Raw genomic sequence first — 16,152 nt, 5'->3', positions numbered from 1 at the left:
GCTTCCCCCGGCCAGGACTCCAGGAGGACTCCCCATGAGCCAGCCCGCAGCGCCCCGGCGCCGCAGCACCCTCTCTCCGGCGCACATCATCGCCCGCGTGGCCGTCTTCGCCGCCCTCATCGCCGTGCTCGGTCTGATGGCCCCGATCCCGGTGCCCGGCATCCCCGTGCCCATCACCGCCCAGACCCTCGGCGTGATGCTCGCCGGGGCGGTGCTCGGACCGGTGTGGGGCGCGGCTTCGGTGACGCTGTTCGAGCTGCTCGTGATCGTCGGGCTGCCGCTGCTGTCCGGCGGGCGCGGGGGTATCGGCGTCTTCGCCGGGGTCTCCGGCGGGTACCTCATCGGCTACATCGCGGGGGCCTTCGTCGTCGGGCTGATCGCCCTGCCCCGCGCCGGCAGGCCCAGCTGGATCCGGGTGCTGCTGGCCAGCCTCATCGGCGGCATCGCGGTGATCTACCTCTTCGGGGTGCCCGTGCAGGCCTGGCGGCTGGGCATCGGCCTGCGCGAATCCCTCTACGCCTCCTTCGCCTTCCTCCCCGGGGACATCATCAAGGCGGTGCTGACCACCCTGATCACCACGGGCCTGTGGAAGGCCTACCCGCGCGCGTTCCTGCGATGACGCCCACCCATCCTGCGCCGCAGCGGGAGGGAGAGCGGGGGAGCCTGCACCTGGAATCCACCGCCTCCGGCATCACCCTGATCACCGGCGCGGATCACGCCGAGGTGCTCGAGCGGGCCCTGCGCCTGCGGGCCGACGGCGGCATCCCGCTGATCGGCGACGAGCGGTGGTCACCACAGCGGCGGGCGCAGATCCTGGAGCGCGCGGCCGCCGCATCCCCGAAGGAGGGCATCGGCTGGGCCGCGTGCACCTCCGGCTCCACCGGGACGCCGAAGATCCTGCTGCGCACCCCGGCCTCCTGGGAGATCGCCTACCCGGGGCTGGATCGGCTGATCGCCCGGGTGGCCGGATGGTCCACGACCGCCGGTCGCACCCTGCTGCTGCCCGTGCATCCCGTCTCCTCCATGGGTCCCTTCGCCGCGGTGCACGCGGCCCACTCCGGGATGCGCCTGCGCGTGCCGCGCGGAGTCCGCATCACCGCCGAGGATCTCGCGGGTGCGGATCTGCTGCACGGCACCCCGTGGCACCTGCGCGAGGTCCTGGATCTGCTCGACGCCCAGGGTGCGTTCTCCCACCGGCTGCGGGTCGCGGTGATCGGCGGGGATCGGGTGGACCCCGCGCTGCGGGCGGAAGCCGAGCGGCGGGGCATCGCCGTGCTCGGCTACTACGGTGCGGCCGAGCTCTCCCTGGTGGCCGTGGACGACGGCTCGGGTCTGCGGGCCTTCCCCGGCGTCCGGCTGCGCGTGCGCCGCGGGGTGCTGTGGGTGCGCACGGAGCAGGCGGCCCGCCAGCTGATCGGCGGCGTCTCGACCCTGCGCCGGGAGGAATCCGAGGACGGTGTCTGGCTGAGCGTCGGGGACCGGGCGAGGCTGTCCGAGGACGGCGTGCTGGCTCTGTGCGGCCGGGAGGATCAGGCCATCCTCACCGCCGGGGCCACCGTCACCCCGGAGGCCGTGGAGGCCGTCCTGCTCGCCTCGCCCCTGGTGGACCGGGCTCTCGTCTACGGAGCGCCGCACCCGCGGCTGGGTCAGCTGGTGGCCGCCTGCATCCAGCCGAGCTCGGCAGCTTCGGAGCTGAGCGAACGGCGACTCCGGCGGAAGCTGCGCGCGTGGTGCGCTCGCAGGCTGGATCCCGCCCAGCGCCCCCGCCGGTGGCTGTTCACGGCAGCCCTGCCGCGCACACCCAGTGGCAAACCCCGGCGGCTGCGCCCGGCCGAGGTGGCGGACCTGCCGCCCTGGACGCCGTCGCAGGGTTCAAGCGGAGGTGAAGGTTCAGATGATTCGCTTTCACTTCAACCAGAGGTTGAAGTATCACGGGCAGAGGAGGCCGGCCATGCCTGAGGTCGCCGTGCTCGCTGCGGGCCGCAGCGCCTTCACCGGGCGCTCCCGCGCCCAAGCCGGACGCACCGATGACCAGCTGGCCGGCCCGTTGCTCGCCGGCCTCACCGCGGCGGCCGGCATCTCCTCGCCGGAGAGGGCGGTGGACGGTGTGATCCTCGGCAGCTGCACCGGTCCCGGTGGGAACGTCGGGCGGCGGGCCGCCCTGGCCGCCGGATTCGGTCTGGACTGCCCCGGCTGGTCCGTGGACGCCCAGTGCGGCTCCGGGATGCTCGCGGTGCAGCAGGCCGCGGACCGCATCCGTCTGGACGGCGGACTGATCGCCGCCGGCGGGGTGGAGAGCCCCTCCACCGCCCCGGAGCGCCGGATCGACGGCGTGGCCTACCGCCAGGCGCCCATGGTTCCGCGCGGCTTCCCGGACCCTGACCTGGTGCACGCCGCCGAGGACCTGGCCCGTGTCCGGGGCATCACCCGCCAGCGGCAGGACGCCCTGGCCGAGCGCAGCCACCGCCTGGCCCTGGAGCACGCGGACCTGCTGGCCGCCGAGCGTCTCGACGGCAGCGGCATCGCCGATGACGGCCCCCGCGCGGTGACCGCCCGGTTGCTGGCCCGCTTCGCCCCGCTCGTCCCGGAGGAGCCGATGGGAGACGGGTCGCAGACTGAGCATGCTCTCGCGGGGCGTCCCGCCGCCGTCGAAAGAAGGAGTGCTCCGGCGCAGTCTCGGCCCGGGTTCGGCTCGGTGACCCCGGGGAACACCGCCCGCATCGCCGACGGCGCGGCCGCGCTACTGCTGGGCCCCGCCCCGCGCGGCGTCGACGGGCAGCCCGCGCGCCCGCACACCCTGGTGCGGGCCGGCATCCTGGCCGGAGGGGACCCGGCCCTGCCGGGGGCGGCACCCACCGGCGCCCTGCGGCGGCTGCTGCGCCGGGCAGGGATCGGGCTGGATCGGCTCGGCGCCCTGGAGATCGTCGAGGCCTTCTCCGCCCAGGTCCTGGCCACCCTGGACGATCTCGACCTGGCCGACGGGGAGCGGATCGATCCTCGGGTCAACGCCGCCGGGGGAGCGCTGGCCCTCGGGCACCCGTGGGGAGCCTCCGGGGCGGCCGTGCTCGTGCGGCTGCATCACCGGCTGCTGGCCTGCCCTCCCGGTACGCTCGGAGCGGCGGCCTGCGCCATCGGCGGCGGGATGGCCGCCGCGGTCCTGCTGCAGCGCGGCGACTGAGCGGCACCGGTCCCGCACTACCCGGCAGAAGACCCCTGATGACCCGAAGAGGAGAGCCCTGATGAGCAGGTTCCTGCGCCGCCGCCGGGCCGACCGGCACCCAACCCGTGGGACTGCCCCCGCCCCGGAAACCGGCGCACCGCTCGGACCGAATCCGGAGGCACCGGAGGCCACCGCCCCGCGATCCGGGCAGGCGCGCCCCGAGGAGGGCCAGCCCCCGGTGATCCGGGTGCAAGACCTCACCGTCACCGCGGACGGACCCGAGGGGGAGTCGGTGCTGCTGCAGGGGCTCACCTGCACGCTCGGGGCCGCGCGCACCGCGGTCATCGGGGAGAACGGATCGGGCAAGTCCACCCTGGTGCGCGTCATCGCGGGGCTGATGGATCCTGCCGCGGGCAGCGTCACCGTGCACGGCATCGACGCCGTCGCCGAACGCCGCCGGCTGCGTCGGTGCGTCGGCTTCGTCTTCGCCAATCCCGGCGCGCAGGCCATCATGCCCGTGGTGCGCGAGGACGTGGCCCTGACCCTGCGCGGCCGGGATCTCACCACCGAGCAGATCCGGCGGACCGTGGATGCGGCGCTGGCCGAGCACGGGCTGAGTGATCTGGCCGATCGGGCCTGCCAGTCCCTCTCCAGCGGGCAGATGCAGCGGCTGGCCCTGTGCTCGGTGCTGGTGGGCGGCCCGGACCTGGTGATCGCGGACGAGCCCACCAGCATGCTGGACGCCCGGCACCGCAGGATCATCGCCGACCGGCTGCTGGCCCCGGCCGCCCGCCAGGTCCTGCTGGTCACCCACGACATGGAGCTGGCCGCCCGCTGCGATGAGGCCGTGCTGATCCGCGACGGGAAGCTTCAGGCCCAGGGGCCGCCGGATGAGGTCATCGCCCGCTACCACCGCAGCCTCGAGGAACCGGGCCGATGATCAGCCTCTACCTGCCCGGCACCAGCCCGATCCACCGCGCCCCGGCCTGGCTGAAGCTGCTGGTCCTGGCTCTCGGCGCCATCGTGCTCTCCCTGCTGCCCAATTCCTGGGGGCTGGCCGCCGCGGCCTTCCTGCTGCCCGCCCTCGGCTACGCCGCGGCGGGCCTGAGCGCACGGATCATGGCGCGGGATCTGCGGGCGATGCTGGTGCTGGTGGTCTTCCTGGTGGGGACCCAGCTGATCTTCTCCCCGCCCCTGGCCGCGGTGTGCAATACGGCCCGGGTGCTGGCGGTGGTGCTGCTGGCGCAGGTGCTCACCCGCACCACCCGGGTGCAGGAGATGGTGGAGGTGGCCCAGACCTGCCTGCGTCCGCTGCGCCGGGTGGGCGTGAGCCCGACGGCGGTCGGCCTGGCGATGGCGCTGGCGATCACCTCCATCGGGCAGGTCGCCGGGATCGTCACTCAGGTGCGCCAGGCCCAGCGCAGCCGGGGTGTTCGGCTGGCCCCGTGGGCGTGGGTCATGCCGGTGCTGGTGCTGACCCTGCGCCACGCCGACGACGTCGGGGACGCTCTGCAGGCCCGCGGCGCCGCCGACTGAGTCGGTGCCGAGCAGGCACGGAGAGCAGACCTGCGGCAGGGGACGACGAAGGCCCGGATCCGTGAGGATCCGGGCCTTGTCTTCGGGGTGATCGACGGGGGTTGAACCCGCGACCTCCTGGACCACAACCAGGCGCTCTGCCAACTGAGCTACGACCACCATCAAGATCGCTACCCGGAGGGTTCCGGATCGCTCCGGCCCGCTGGGCAACATCCAAGAGACTACACGAGCCCGCCCGTCGTCGGCGAATCAGCACGGCCCGCGGCGGGCGTGAGACCGCGCACAGCGGCACGCGGCTCAGTCGGAGGCGCGCTCGAACGGCACCGTACCCGGACGGCGTCGTGCTCAGCAGACGCCGGGATTCAGTCCGCCTCGGACACTCTGGTGGAGATCGCCTTCGCGGTCTCGGAGTCCGGGCCCGGCTGGGGGACGAACACGGCCTCGCGGTAGTAGCGCAGCTCCTGGATCGAATCCCGGATGTCGCCCAGGGCCCGGTGGTTCCCGGTCTTGGCCGGCGCCTGGTAGTAGGCCCGCGGGTACCACCGGCGGGCCAGCTCCTTGATCGTGGAGACGTCGATGATCCGGTAGTGCAGGTGCTCGATCAGCTCCGGCATGTCCCGGGCCAGGAAGGTCTTGTCCGTGCCCACCGAGTTCCCGCCCAGTTGCGCCTTGCCGGGCTCCGGGACGTAGCGGCGGACGTGCTCCATCACCTGCCGGGTGGCCTCGGCCATGCTCAGCCCGCCGGGCAGCTCCTCCAGCAGCCCGGAGGTGGTGTGCATCTGCCGCACGAAGTCGCCCATCTGCTCCAGGGCGCCCTCCGGCGGGGCGATCAGCACGTCCAGACCCTCATCCAGGATGTTCAGCTCCGCGTCGGTGATCAGCACTGCGACCTCGATCAGCGCGTCCCTCTCCAGGTCCAGGCCGGTCATCTCGCAGTCGATCCACACAATGCGCTCATGATTCTTAGACACCCCTCCAATCTATCGCCCCGCCACCCCGACGGCGCCACACACCGGAGCAGGCCGGGGGATCGGTACAGTGGGCGGGAGCATCTTTCCCGCACCAGCACCGACCGCACCAGCAAGACCGACCCAGGGGAGCACGTGAGCCAGAGCGTCGCGTCCGCAGCCCGGACCAGAACCGAGCCGCGCTTCGTGCAGCGCAGCCCGATGCGCACCATCGTCATCGGCACGATCGGCTCCCTGCTGATGATGGTCGGCTCCTTCGGCATCGGCTGGCTGGCCCCCATCTCCCGGCTGCGCCAGGACCCCGTGATCATCGCGCTGCGCTACACCGACGGCGCGGTGGTCGCCTGCATCGTGATGACCGCCCTCGGGGCGATGGCCCTGACCCGCGAGTGGCTGCGGCTGAGCCAGAAGATCGACCACTGGGGGCGCCCGGCGAAGAAGTGGGTGACCCTGGCGATCCTGTGCTGGGTCACCCCGATGCTGTTCTCCTTCCCGCTGTTCAGCCGGGACGTGTACTCCTACTACGCCCAGGGCCGGGTCTACGAGTCCGGGCTGAACCCGTACGAATCCGGGGTCTCCTCGGTCAACAACTTCTTCCAGTCCGGGGCGGACCCGCTGTGGAGCCAGTCCCCGCCGCCCTACGGCGCGGTCTTCCTGTGGATCGAGGGCCTCGTCGTGCGGGTGGCCGGAACCTCGCCCGACGTCGCCTTCTACCTCTTCAGGCTGGTGGCCCTGATCGGGGTCGCCCTGATCGCGATCTTCCTGCCCAAGCTGGCCCGGATGCACGGGATCAACCCGGTGCGCGCCTGCTGGCTGTGCCTGGCCAATCCCATGTTCCTGGTGCACTTCGTGATCTCCGCGCACAACGACGCCCTGATGATCGGGCTGATGATGGCCGGGGTGTGGGTCAGCGCCCGATGGCGCACCACGGCGGGCGGGATCGGGGGGATCACCCTGGTGACCCTGGCCATCGCCGTGAAGCCGATCGCGATCATCACCCTGCCGTTCATCGGCCTGCTGTGGGCCGGGCGCGGCGCCTCCTGGCCGCGGCGGATCCTGTTCTGGGTTCTCACCCTCGCGGTGTGCCTGGCGCAGCTGTGGATCATGGGCCGGATGAACGGGTTCGGCTTCGACTGGATCAACGGCCTGAAGACCACCGGCGGGGTGTGGATCTGGTACGCGCCCATCGGGGCGCTGAGCTTCCTCGGCAAGGTGCTCGTGGACTCGTGGGGTGGGCCCGGCGGGGACGTGCAGTCCGCGATCCAGAAGATCGGGCAGCTGCTCGGCATGCTCGGGGCGGGCATCATGGCGCTGATCGGGCGGGATCAGACGATCATCCGCCGCCTCACCCTGGCCCTGGCCTTCGTGGTGATGTTCAACCCGATGATCCAGGCCTGGTACGTGGTCTGGCTGATCCCCTTCTTCGCGGCCACCGGGATCCGGGCGGACTGGCACGTGGACTTCTACTTCCTGACCACCCTGTTCTTCATGCTCTGGGCCGTCTCCGATCAGCTGGACGTGTTCCCCTACCTGGATCTGGACCTGAACATGGGGCGGCTCGTGGCGATCGTCGTCGCCCTGGTCTACGCGGTGTACCTGATGTTCCTGGACCCCTCCACCCGGCGAGTCTTCCGACGCCGACACCGCGGCGCGGCCGTCGTCTGACACCGGCCGGCACCGGACAGGGCCGAGGTCGGGCGGCATGCGGGGCGGCGGGACCCGCGGTATGGTGGGGGAGTCCGCCGTCGCGGCGGACGCGCCTCAGTAGCTCAGTGGATAGAGCAGGAGCCTTCTAATCTCTTGGTCGGGGGTTCGACTCCCTCCTGGGGCACCGGATCAGCGGTCGGGCCGTTCGCATGACGGGGCAGGAGGTTCCAGCCATGAGCGCTTCCGCGGCAGCCCGGCCCCTCGCCTTCCTCGACGTGGACGGGGTCCTGAACCACTTCGTCTCCGCGGACCTCGCCGAACGCCGCGGGCTGCGCCGCATCACCGTCGTGCCGCAGTCCCTGCCCGTGGAATTCACCGTGATCCTGGACCCGGCCGATCGCGACCGGGTGCTGCGCTTGGCGCGCCACTTCGAGATGGCCTGGGGCACCACCTGGGAAGAGGACGCGCCCCGGCTGATCGCCCCGCAGCTCGGGCTGCCCACCACCTGGCCGGTCGCCCACATCGACCGGGTGGACGCCGCCAAGGTCCCCGGGATCCTGGAGGTCGCCGCGGGACGGCCCTTCGTCTGGCTCGACGACGACGTCTCCCCGGCCGACCGCGAGCACCTCACCCGGGTCCCGCAGCCGCACCGGGTCATCGAGGTGCCTGCACCCTGGGTGGATCACCGCGACCCGCGGCGGGTCACCGGGCTCACAGACGAGCTGGTGCAGGAGGCCATCGACTGGGCGCGGGAGCTGAGCACGCGATAGATCATCCGGTTTCTTCGCGGCGCGGCGTCCTTGAGGCCGGTCATCCCCCTCGGTCATCGCCGGCGCCTGGCGCGTCCGGCCGGATCCCTTCGGCTCCGGAATCGGTGGATCTCCCGCGGGATTCCCGGCGGCATCCACAGCAGCCCCGCGAATCCGGGGGAGCGGGGGATGGGACGCACCCCGAGGGGTCCAGGATGAGCGGTACCGGACCGCCCGCGAGCACCGCGGGAGCCGGCACCAGCCCCTCCCGAAAGGACACGGCCATGACCGACCTGATCACCGTCCGCGGCTTCGTCGCCACCAAGCCCGACCCCCGGACCATGCCCGGCAACGGCACCGCCGTCGCCTCCTTCCGCCTGGCCTCCACCCCGCGGTGGTACGACGCCCAAGCCAAGGAGTGGAAGGACGGCCACACCAACTGGTACACCGTCACCGCCTTCCGCGCCCTGGCCGGCACCGTGACCGCCTCCGTGAAGGTGGGCCAGCCGGTGATCGTGCAGGGCAAGCTGCGCGTGAAGACCTGGGAATCCGGCGGCATCAAGCGCTCCACGGTGGAGATCGAGGCCCTCAGCGTGGGCCACGACCTCGCCTTCGGCACCGCCAGCTTCGCCCGCAGCAGCGGCCCCCAGCCCGGGGAGCGGCGCCAGGATCCCCGGGAGTCCGGCAGCGGCTGGGACACCGGTCCCGCCTCCGCCGGGTCTCTGCCCTCCGAGGTGGAGACGGGGACCGGGGAGTGGGTGGATGCCCGGACCGGGCAGATCCTCGAGGACCCGGCGGATCCCGCGGACCCGACCCCCGAGACCGGCCGCACCGCCACCGGAGACGCCGACGAGGACCCCGGCGCGGACAGCGCGGCGGGCCCCGAGCCGACCGGGATGTCCGAGGCCGACGAGGAGGACGAGGCCCTGGCGGCCATGAGCTGAGGCTCCGACCCGAGCGGATCATGCGGCCCATGCGGTCCGAGAGGACCGGGCGGGGCGGGAGGCCTCGGGGCGTGGCACAATGTCCGTGTCCCCGACGCCGCCCGCCCAGGAGCCCCGATGCCCGTCACCCGCCGCAGCGCCGCCGTGCTGACCGTCCTCACCGTGACGGCCCTGACGACGGCGCTGACCGGATGCTCCGACGCCGACACCGGGTCCTCGCAGACTGCGCAGACCCCCGCTCCAGCGGCGTCCTCGGATGACCCGCTCCAGCAGGATGCCCGGCATCTGCAGGAGGTGCTCACCGGTTCGCTGCAGGGCCAGGAGGTCACGGCCGAGCGGGTGCGCTCCGGCATCGCGCAGGCCGGCTGGTCCGGGCAGGACGTCGAGGTCGGACAGGACACCACCCCCACCGGGCTGGACGTGGACAGCGTGGACGCGGCCGTGAAGACCCGGGATCAGTGCCTCTTGGCCGACGTGCGACCGGACGGTGCCGTGAGCGTGAGCACCGGGCCCGCGCTGTCCGACGGCCGGTGCTTCGCCGGTCATCGCGCCGGCTAGGGCACCCGATTCGGCCCGCTGGCGCGCATAGTAGCCTGGACGGCATGGCTGAATTTATCTACACGATGTCCAAGGCCCGCAAGAAGGTGGGCGACAAGGTCATCCTGGACGATGTCACGATGTCCTTCTACCCCGGGGCGAAGATCGGCGTCGTCGGCCCCAACGGCGCCGGCAAGTCCACGATCCTGAAGATCATGGCCGGGCTGGACACCCCCTCCAACGGCGAGGCCCGGCTGAGCCCCGGCTACAGCGTCGGCATCCTCCTGCAGGAGCCCCCGCTGAACGAGGAGAAAACCGTCCTGGGCAACGTCCAGGAGGGCGTGGGCGAGATCAAGGCCAAGCTGGACCGGTACAACGAGATCTCCGAGGAGATGGCGAACCCAGACGCAGACTTCGACGCCCTGATGGAGGAGATGGGCAAGCTCCAGGAGGAGATCGACGCCGCGAACGCCTGGGACCTGGACAGCCAGCTGGAGCAGGCGATGGACGCCCTGCGCTGCCCGCCCGGGGACGCGGATGTGAAGGTCCTCTCCGGGGGCGAGCGACGCCGGGTCGCCCTGTGCAAGCTGCTGCTGCAGAAGCCGGACCTGCTGCTGCTGGATGAGCCCACCAACCACCTGGACGCCGAATCCGTGCTGTGGCTGGAGCAGCACCTGCAGTCCTACCCCGGTGCGGTGCTGGCCGTGACCCACGACCGCTACTTCCTGGACCACGTGGCCGAGTGGATCTGCGAGGTGGAGCGCGGCCGCCTGCACGGCTACGAGGGCAACTACTCCACCTACCTGGACACCAAGCAGAAGCGCCTGGAGGTGCAGGGCAAGAAGGACGCCAAGATGGCCAAGCGCCTGAAGGACGAGCTGGACTGGGTCCGCTCCAACTCCAAGGGGCGCCAGACCAAGTCCAAGGCCCGCCTGAACCGCTACGAGGAGATGGCCGCCGAGGCGGAGAAGACCCGCAAGCTGGACTTCGAGGAGATCCAGATCCCGCCGGGACCGCGCCTGGGCTCGCAGGTCATCGAAGCGGAGAACCTGCAGAAGGGCTTCGGCGAGCGCAGCCTGATCAGCGGCCTGTCCTTCTCCCTGCCGCGCAACGGCATCGTCGGGGTCATCGGCCCCAACGGCGTCGGCAAGTCCACCCTGTTCAAGACCATCGTGGGCCTGGAGCCGCTGGACGGCGGCGAGCTGAAGGTCGGGGAGTCCGTGAAGATCTCCTACGTGGATCAGAACCGGGAGAACATCGACCCGGAGAAGACCCTGTGGGAGGTGGTCTCCGACGGGCTGGACTTCATCAAGGTCGGCCAGGTGGAGATGCCCTCGCGCGCCTACGTCTCCGCATTCGGCTTCAAGGGCCCGGACCAGCAGAAGAAGGCCGGGGTGCTCTCCGGCGGTGAGCGCAACCGCCTGAACCTGGCCCTGACCCTGAAGCAGGGGGGGAACCTGCTGCTGCTGGATGAGCCCACCAACGATCTGGACGTGGAGACCCTCTCCTCCCTGGAGGATGCGCTGCTGAAGTTCCCGGGCTGCGCCGTGGTCGTCTCCCACGACCGCTGGTTCCTGGACCGGGTCGCCACCCACATCCTCGCCTGGGAGGGCACCGAGGAGCACCCGGACCGGTGGTACTGGTTCGAGGGCAACTTCGAGTCCTACGAGGAGAACAAGGTCGAGCGCCTCGGCGCCGACGCCGCCCGCCCGCACCGGGTCACCCACCGCCGCCTGACCCGCGACTAGCGGCACCTGAAGACGCCGATGGCGCCCGTCCCCGAGCACGCGGGGGCAGGCGCCATCGGCGTCTTCGGTGGATAAGGCCAGGCGGGGGCTCACTCCGGCAGTCGGATCATCGCCTCCTGCGTCGTCGTGGCGATCAGGCGCCCGGTGCAGTCGAAGATCCTCCCGCAGGCCAGCCCCCGGGAACCCGAGGCATTTGTGGAATGCTGGGTGTACAGCAGCCACTCATCGGCCCTGGCCTCCCGATGCCACCAGATCGCGTGATCCAGGGTGGCCGCGGCCAGGCCCGGTTCGGTCCAGGACTTCCCGTGCCGGCGCAGGATCGGCTCGATCGGCGTGTAGTCCGAGGCGTAGGCGATCGCGGCCCGGTGGATCACCGGATCATCCGGCAGCCGCCCGAAGGTCCGGAACCACACCGCGGTGGAGGCCTCCCGGGCCCCGGCGGGGGCCAGGAAGATCGGCTCGGAGACGTAGCGCAGGTCGAAGGGACGCCCGAAGGCGATGCGCCGGGCCCGCGGATCGTCGACGTCGGCCAGCAGCTGCCGCGGACTGGGCAGCTGTTCCGGGGCCGGCACGCCCTCGGGCATCCGCTCCTGATGCTCCAGCCCCGGCTGGGGGACCTGGAAGGAGGCCAGGCAGGACAGGATCACCCGCCCCTCCTGGTAGGCGTGGATCCGGCGGGCGGAGAAGGAGCGGCCATCGCGCATCCGCTCCACGCCGAAGGTGATGGGCTGGGTGACATCCCCGGGACGCAGGAAGTACCCGTGCAGGGAGTGGATCGGCCGGTCCTCGGCCACGGTGCGGCTGGCCGCGATCGCGGACTGGGCCAGCACCTGCCCGCCGTAGACCCGCGGGGTCTCCGGTCCCACGGTGCGTCCAACGAAGACGTCCTCCGTGGTGCGCAGCGGCTCCTCCGGAGCCAGGCGGAACATGCTCAGCAGCTTCGCGGTGGCCTCCGAGGGATCGGCGGGGGCACCCGAGTCATCGACTTCGCTCATCCGCCCATCGTAGCCGCGACGCCTCGTCACCCAGCCCCACCGCCCAGCTCCACCCGCGCGGCGGGTCCGGACTAGGGTGGGGAGGATGAACGACGACGCCCCCGCCGCTGACCGGCCCACCCCCGAGCAGTCCACGGCCCCCGTCCTGCGGCTGGCCGATCCCCGGCAGGCCAGGGACCTGGCCACTCTGATCTCCCGGGCCCGCGCCCTGGACGAGGGTGCCGCGGTGCGCCTGCAGGCCGTGGGCTCGGTCCTGGCCGTGTGGGTGCCCGTGATGAGCGGGGAGACCCTCTTGGAGCAGGTGCCCACGGTCCTGGGCATGCGGGCCGTGCACCTGTCCGAACCCTCCCGAGCCGATGCCACGGTGCAGGCGGCGGCCGTGCTGGATCGGATGGCCCGCGTGGACCGGGCCGGGACGGCGCTGGCCCTGCCCCCGATCACCGTGCGGGCCGCCTGGTCCGGGGCGATCCCCGGCACCTCGGGTTGGAAGGAGTGCGGCACGGTCTCTGCTCAGCGGCTCGAGGAGCTCGCCCGGCAGGGCAGCCGGGCCGTGGAGCAGGCCCTGCCGGCCCAGGCGGGGGCGGCGGTGCTGAGCACCGTGCGCTCGCGGATCTGGGGCACCGTGGAGCAGCCCGGCGGCTTCGTGGCCGGTGCGGCCTTCGGGGCCAAGGCGCTGGGCTTCCTCGGCGGCGGCGACGTCGTCGTGCACGCCCAGGGCCCGTGGCGGCGCCTGTCCAACCGGGCTGGGCACCTGCTGGCCCGCCCCGCCGCCTCCCTGTGACCGGCTATCCGGGGGTGTTCGTCATCGCGACGGCGGCCCGCTGGAAGTAGTCCCACATCAGCCCGTCCAGCATCTGCGGCAGCTCGAGGGTGTCCAGGGATTCGCGCATGAATCGCAGCCAGGTCTGCCGGGCCGCGGAGTCGATGCGGAAGGGGGCGTGGCGCATCCGCAGCCGCGGGTGTCCGCGCAGCTGCCCGTAGGTGGTGGGCCCGCCGAAGTACTGCTCCAGGAACATCTCCAGGCGCACCCGGGCCGGCTCCAGGTCCTCCTCCGGGTACATCGCGGCGAACTCCGGGTCCGCGGCCACCCGGGAGTAGAACTCCCGGGTGAGCCGCTGGAAGGCCGCGTGCCCGCCGATCTGCTCATATAGGCTCGGGGCGCTCACGATTCGTCAGCCGATGACGTCCGCGGCCTGCACCCGCAGGGCCCGCTCGATGCCGTCGCGCCCCTCGATCACCTGGCGGCGCAGGGAGTCCCGGCCCTCGCCGAGCTGGCTGAGGAACTGCTCCGAGGCCTCCAGCACGTCCCGGTCCACCACCTGGGGGAACAGCCCGGTGATGATCTGCTGGGAGATCTCGTGGGACAGCTCCTGCCAGACCCGCTCGATCGCGGCGAAGTAGCGGGGGATGAACGGGCGCAGCAGGGAGCTCTTGGTGGTCGCGTTGAACCCCATGATCGCGGAGCGCTGGATGACGTTGGGCAGGTCGTGGTGCTCCACCACCTGCTCCCACACCCGGTTCTTGGCCTCCGCGGTGGGGATCGCGGCCTTCGCCTGGGCGGCCTTCTGGGCGCCGGTGGAGGTGTTGTCCTCGGCCGCGGCGGCGTCGATCTCCGCCTCGTCGGCCCGCCCGGCCGCGGCCAGCGCGATCAGCAGACGCCAGGCCAGGTCTCGGTCGATCTCCAGGCCCTCCAGCCGCTGCTGACCCTCCAGCAGCGCGCGCACGGTGTCCTTCTGCTCCTCCGTGGTGGCGTGGGCGGCGAAGGCCTGCACGAACTGCAGCTGGCGGTCCGACCCGGCCGGGGCGGACTGGGCGATCTCCCACAGCCGCTGTGCGGCCTTCTCCCGGGTGGCCTCCTGGGCATCCGAGCGCACGTACATCTTCAGGGTCGTAGCCAGGTTGCGCAGCTGCGTCATGATCGAGGTGGAGTCCGTCTCCGCGTCGATGTTGTTCAGCACCAGGTCCACGAACTGCCGGGCCGGGATCTGCCCGTCCCGGGTGCCGTCCCAGGCCGCCCCCCACACGACGGCGCGCGGCAGGGACTCCTCGAAGTCGCGCAGGTGCGCCACGGCCGTATCGAAGGAGCGCTCATCCAGCCGGACCTTGGCGTAGGCGAGGTCCTCGTCGTTGAGCAGGATCAGATCCGGGCGGGCCCGCCCGGCGACGCCGGGGATCGCGGTGCGCTCGCCCTCGACGTCGAACTCCACCCGGTGGGTGCGCACCAGCTTCCCGTCCCGCAGGTCGTAGAACCCGGCGGTCATCCGGTGCGGACGCAGGGTCGGGTAGTCGTTCGGGGCGGTCTGGATGACCTCCACGGACTCCAGGGTGCCGTCCTCGGCGGCGGTGATGGAGGGGGTCAGGGTGTTGACCCCGGCCGTCTCCAGCCAGACCTTGGACCAGGAATCCAGCTCGCGCCCGCTGGTGGACTCCAGCTCCGCGAGCAGATCCGCCAGGGTCGCGTTGGACCAGGAGTGCTTCTCGAAGTAGGAGCGCAGCGCCCGCATGAACTCCTCCTGGCCCACCCAGGCCACCAGCTGGCGCAGCACGGAGGCGCCCTTGGCGTAGGTGATGCCGTCGAAGTTGACCTGCACATCCTGCAGGTCGTTGATCGGGGCGACGATCGGGTGGGTCGAGGGCAGCTGGTCCTGGCGGTAGGCCCAGGTCTTCTCCGAGGCGCCGAAGGTGGTCCAGGCGTGGGTGAACCGGGTGTTGGACACGGCCGCCAGGTGGGACATGAACTCGGCGAAGGACTCGTTGAGCCACAGGTCGTTCCACCACTTCATGGTCACCAGGTCCCCGAACCACATGTGCGCCAGCTCGTGCAGGACGGTGATGGCCCGGCGCTCCACCATGGCCTCGGTGGGCTTGGAGCGGAAGATGTAGTCCTCCAGCATGGTCACGCACCCGGCGTTCTCCATCGCCCCGGCGTTGAACTCGGGGACGAACAGCTGGTCGTACTTCTCGAAGGGGTAGGGGACCCCGAACTGCTCCTCGTAGAACGCGAAGCCCTGCTTGGTCAGGGTGAAGATGTCCTCCGCGTCCAGGTGCTCGATCAGGGAGCGCCGGGCGTAGAGGTCCAGGGGGATCTCCCGGCCCTCGGCGTTGGTCAGGGAATCCGAGACCTTGGCGTAGGGCCCGGCCACCAGGGCGGTGATGTAGGAGGAGATCCGGGGGGTGGGGCGGAAGCGCCACACCGCCTGCTCGCCCTGCTCCTCGCGGGAGTCCACCGGCTGGTTGGAGATCACCGTCCAGGCGGCCGGAGCGGTGACGGTGAAGGTGAACTCGGCCTTCAGGTCCGGCTGCTCGAAGACGGCGTACATGCGCCGGGAATCGGGCACCTCGAACTGGGTGTAGAGGTAGACCTCGTCGTCCACCGGGTCCACGAAGCGGTGCAGGCCCTCGCCGGTGTTGGTGTACAGGGCTTGGGCCTCGACGGTCAGCTCGTTGCTCTCGGCCAGCTCCGGCAGCTGGATGCGCACCCCGTCGGAGACCTCCGCGGGATCCAGGTCCCGCCCGTTCAGGCGCACCCGCTGCACCGAGTCGGTGACCGCGTCGATGAACGTGGAGGAACCCGGCACGGCGTCGAACACGACGGTGGTGGTCGAGGCGAAGGTCCGGGCGGACCCGGTCAGGTCCAGGCGGATGTCATAGGAGTGCACGCGGGTGACGACGTCGGCGCGCTCGGCCGCCTCCTGGCGCGTCAGATTCATTCCGGGCATGGGCGCGTGGCCTTTCATCGGGGACAGCGGTTTCAACCTGACTCTCAGGGTATTACACCCCACCGGGTAGTGTGGGCGGGGCCGGGCCCCATGCGGCCCACACCCCTAGCACCGCACAGGCCCCGCCGCTTCGCGGAGGCCGCGACCGA

The 16,152-nt window shown here is 71.6% G+C and carries 15 protein-coding genes and 2 tRNA genes; 12 read left to right on the top strand and 5 right to left on the bottom strand.

Features of this window, described 5'->3' with window-relative positions; translation table 11 throughout:
* Positions 1-34 precede the first annotated feature (34 nt).
* The 5 genes from AC0VXQ_RS06100 (at position 35) to AC0VXQ_RS06080 (ending at position 4,696) form a co-directional block, all read left to right on the top strand.
* A complete protein-coding gene (locus tag AC0VXQ_RS06100; RefSeq protein ID WP_058730328.1) occupies positions 35-619 on the top strand; it encodes a biotin transporter BioY in 585 nt (194 codons plus the stop codon).
* Complete coding sequence (locus tag AC0VXQ_RS06095) at positions 616-1,959, top strand: ANL family adenylate-forming protein (RefSeq protein ID WP_475527971.1); 1,344 nt, start codon at positions 616-618, stop codon at positions 1,957-1,959. Before AC0VXQ_RS06100 ends, AC0VXQ_RS06095 begins: the two co-directional genes overlap by 4 nt.
* Positions 1,952-3,178, top strand: a complete 1,227-nt coding sequence (locus tag AC0VXQ_RS06090; protein WP_064725401.1) for a thiolase family protein — start codon at positions 1,952-1,954, stop codon at positions 3,176-3,178. The genes AC0VXQ_RS06095 and AC0VXQ_RS06090 overlap by 8 nt, the downstream gene beginning before the upstream one ends.
* 220 nt (positions 3,179-3,398) lie before the next feature.
* Positions 3,399-4,100 carry an energy-coupling factor ABC transporter ATP-binding protein gene (locus tag AC0VXQ_RS06085; protein ID WP_358292390.1) on the top strand — a complete coding sequence of 234 codons (702 nt, stop codon included), beginning with the start codon at positions 3,399-3,401 and terminating at the stop codon, positions 4,098-4,100.
* Complete coding sequence (locus AC0VXQ_RS06080) at positions 4,097-4,696, top strand: energy-coupling factor transporter transmembrane component T family protein (protein ID WP_328798521.1); 600 nt, start codon at positions 4,097-4,099, stop codon at positions 4,694-4,696. The genes AC0VXQ_RS06085 and AC0VXQ_RS06080 overlap by 4 nt, the downstream gene beginning before the upstream one ends.
* A gap of 86 nt (positions 4,697-4,782) precedes the next feature.
* Here the strand turns inward: AC0VXQ_RS06080 and AC0VXQ_RS06075 are convergent.
* Both AC0VXQ_RS06075 and orn read right to left on the bottom strand, forming a co-directional pair.
* Positions 4,783-4,855: transfer RNA gene (locus AC0VXQ_RS06075), tRNA-His, on the bottom strand.
* A 203-nt stretch (positions 4,856-5,058) separates the two neighbouring features.
* Positions 5,059-5,667 (bottom strand): oligoribonuclease, encoded by a 609-nt coding sequence (gene orn, locus AC0VXQ_RS06070; protein ID WP_328798522.1) that lies wholly within the window; start codon positions 5,665-5,667, stop codon positions 5,059-5,061.
* 132 nt (positions 5,668-5,799) lie between these two features.
* Between orn and mptB the strand changes: the two genes are divergently transcribed.
* The 6 genes from mptB (at position 5,800) to ettA (ending at position 11,289) form a co-directional block, all read left to right on the top strand.
* Entirely contained in the window at positions 5,800-7,329 is a 1,530-nt protein-coding gene (gene mptB / locus AC0VXQ_RS06065) for a polyprenol phosphomannose-dependent alpha 1,6 mannosyltransferase MptB (RefSeq protein WP_058730323.1), read from the top strand.
* Positions 7,330-7,422: 93 nt separating this feature from the next.
* Positions 7,423-7,495: transfer RNA gene (locus AC0VXQ_RS06060), tRNA-Arg, on the top strand.
* A 49-nt stretch (positions 7,496-7,544) separates the two neighbouring features.
* Complete coding sequence (locus AC0VXQ_RS06055) at positions 7,545-8,081, top strand: hypothetical protein (RefSeq protein ID WP_058730322.1); 537 nt, start codon at positions 7,545-7,547, stop codon at positions 8,079-8,081.
* Between the two features lie 263 nt (positions 8,082-8,344).
* Complete coding sequence (locus AC0VXQ_RS06050) at positions 8,345-9,004, top strand: single-stranded DNA-binding protein (protein ID WP_475527962.1); 660 nt, start codon at positions 8,345-8,347, stop codon at positions 9,002-9,004.
* A 117-nt stretch (positions 9,005-9,121) separates the two neighbouring features.
* Complete coding sequence (locus AC0VXQ_RS06045; protein WP_058730320.1) at positions 9,122-9,562, top strand: DUF6993 domain-containing protein; 441 nt, start codon at positions 9,122-9,124, stop codon at positions 9,560-9,562.
* A 44-nt stretch (positions 9,563-9,606) separates the two neighbouring features.
* The gene (gene ettA / locus AC0VXQ_RS06040) at positions 9,607-11,289 is read left to right on the top strand and encodes an energy-dependent translational throttle protein EttA (RefSeq protein WP_058730319.1); all 1,683 of its coding nucleotides are present in this window, start codon (positions 9,607-9,609) and stop codon (positions 11,287-11,289) included.
* Positions 11,290-11,378: 89 nt separating this feature from the next.
* Here the strand turns inward: ettA and AC0VXQ_RS06035 are convergent, their stop codons facing one another.
* Entirely contained in the window at positions 11,379-12,284 is a 906-nt protein-coding gene (locus AC0VXQ_RS06035) for an acyl-CoA thioesterase (protein ID WP_475527959.1), read from the bottom strand.
* A gap of 85 nt (positions 12,285-12,369) precedes the next feature.
* Between AC0VXQ_RS06035 and AC0VXQ_RS06030 the strand changes: the two genes are divergently transcribed.
* Positions 12,370-13,065, top strand: coding sequence for a DUF8185 domain-containing protein (locus AC0VXQ_RS06030; RefSeq protein WP_328798525.1), 696 nt, complete (start codon positions 12,370-12,372; stop codon positions 13,063-13,065).
* Positions 13,066-13,069: 4 nt separating this feature from the next.
* On the opposite strand, the gene AC0VXQ_RS06025 is transcribed toward AC0VXQ_RS06030, so the two are convergent.
* Positions 13,070-13,450: a globin gene (locus AC0VXQ_RS06025; RefSeq protein ID WP_129357474.1), complete on the bottom strand. Its 381-nt coding sequence runs from the start codon at positions 13,448-13,450 to the stop codon at positions 13,070-13,072.
* 6 nt (positions 13,451-13,456) lie between these two features.
* Positions 13,457-16,003 (bottom strand): aminopeptidase N, encoded by a 2,547-nt coding sequence (gene pepN, locus AC0VXQ_RS06020; protein WP_279752519.1) that lies wholly within the window; start codon positions 16,001-16,003, stop codon positions 13,457-13,459.
* Between the last annotated feature and the right edge of the window lie 149 nt (positions 16,004-16,152).

It is taken from the genome of Rothia sp. QJM3NY_36, assembly GCF_056173115.1.
Note: the sequence above shows the minus strand (reverse complement) of the source record. Positions and strands in the feature narration are given on the sequence as shown.

Bases quoted from the DNA above. Each gene is read 5' to 3' on its own strand.
- AC0VXQ_RS06055 (WP_058730322.1), top strand. From the start codon at position 7,545: ATGAGCGCTTCCGCGGCAGCCCGGCCCCTCGCCTTCCTCGACGTGGAC.
- AC0VXQ_RS06100 (WP_058730328.1), top strand. From the start codon at position 35: ATGAGCCAGCCCGCAGCGCCCCGGCGCCGCAGCACCCTCTCTCCGGCG.
- AC0VXQ_RS06035 (WP_475527959.1), bottom strand. From the start codon at position 12,284: ATGAGCGAAGTCGATGACTCGGGTGCCCCCGCCGATCCCTCGGAGGCC.
- AC0VXQ_RS06030 (WP_328798525.1), top strand. From the start codon at position 12,370: ATGAACGACGACGCCCCCGCCGCTGACCGGCCCACCCCCGAGCAGTCC.
- AC0VXQ_RS06095 (WP_475527971.1), top strand. From the start codon at position 616: ATGACGCCCACCCATCCTGCGCCGCAGCGGGAGGGAGAGCGGGGGAGC.
- ettA (WP_058730319.1), top strand. From the start codon at position 9,607: ATGGCTGAATTTATCTACACGATGTCCAAGGCCCGCAAGAAGGTGGGC.
- pepN (WP_279752519.1), bottom strand. From the start codon at position 16,003: ATGCCCGGAATGAATCTGACGCGCCAGGAGGCGGCCGAGCGCGCCGAC.
- AC0VXQ_RS06090 (WP_064725401.1), top strand. From the start codon at position 1,952: ATGCCTGAGGTCGCCGTGCTCGCTGCGGGCCGCAGCGCCTTCACCGGG.
- AC0VXQ_RS06050 (WP_475527962.1), top strand. From the start codon at position 8,345: ATGACCGACCTGATCACCGTCCGCGGCTTCGTCGCCACCAAGCCCGAC.
- AC0VXQ_RS06045 (WP_058730320.1), top strand. From the start codon at position 9,122: ATGCCCGTCACCCGCCGCAGCGCCGCCGTGCTGACCGTCCTCACCGTG.
- AC0VXQ_RS06080 (WP_328798521.1), top strand. From the start codon at position 4,097: ATGATCAGCCTCTACCTGCCCGGCACCAGCCCGATCCACCGCGCCCCG.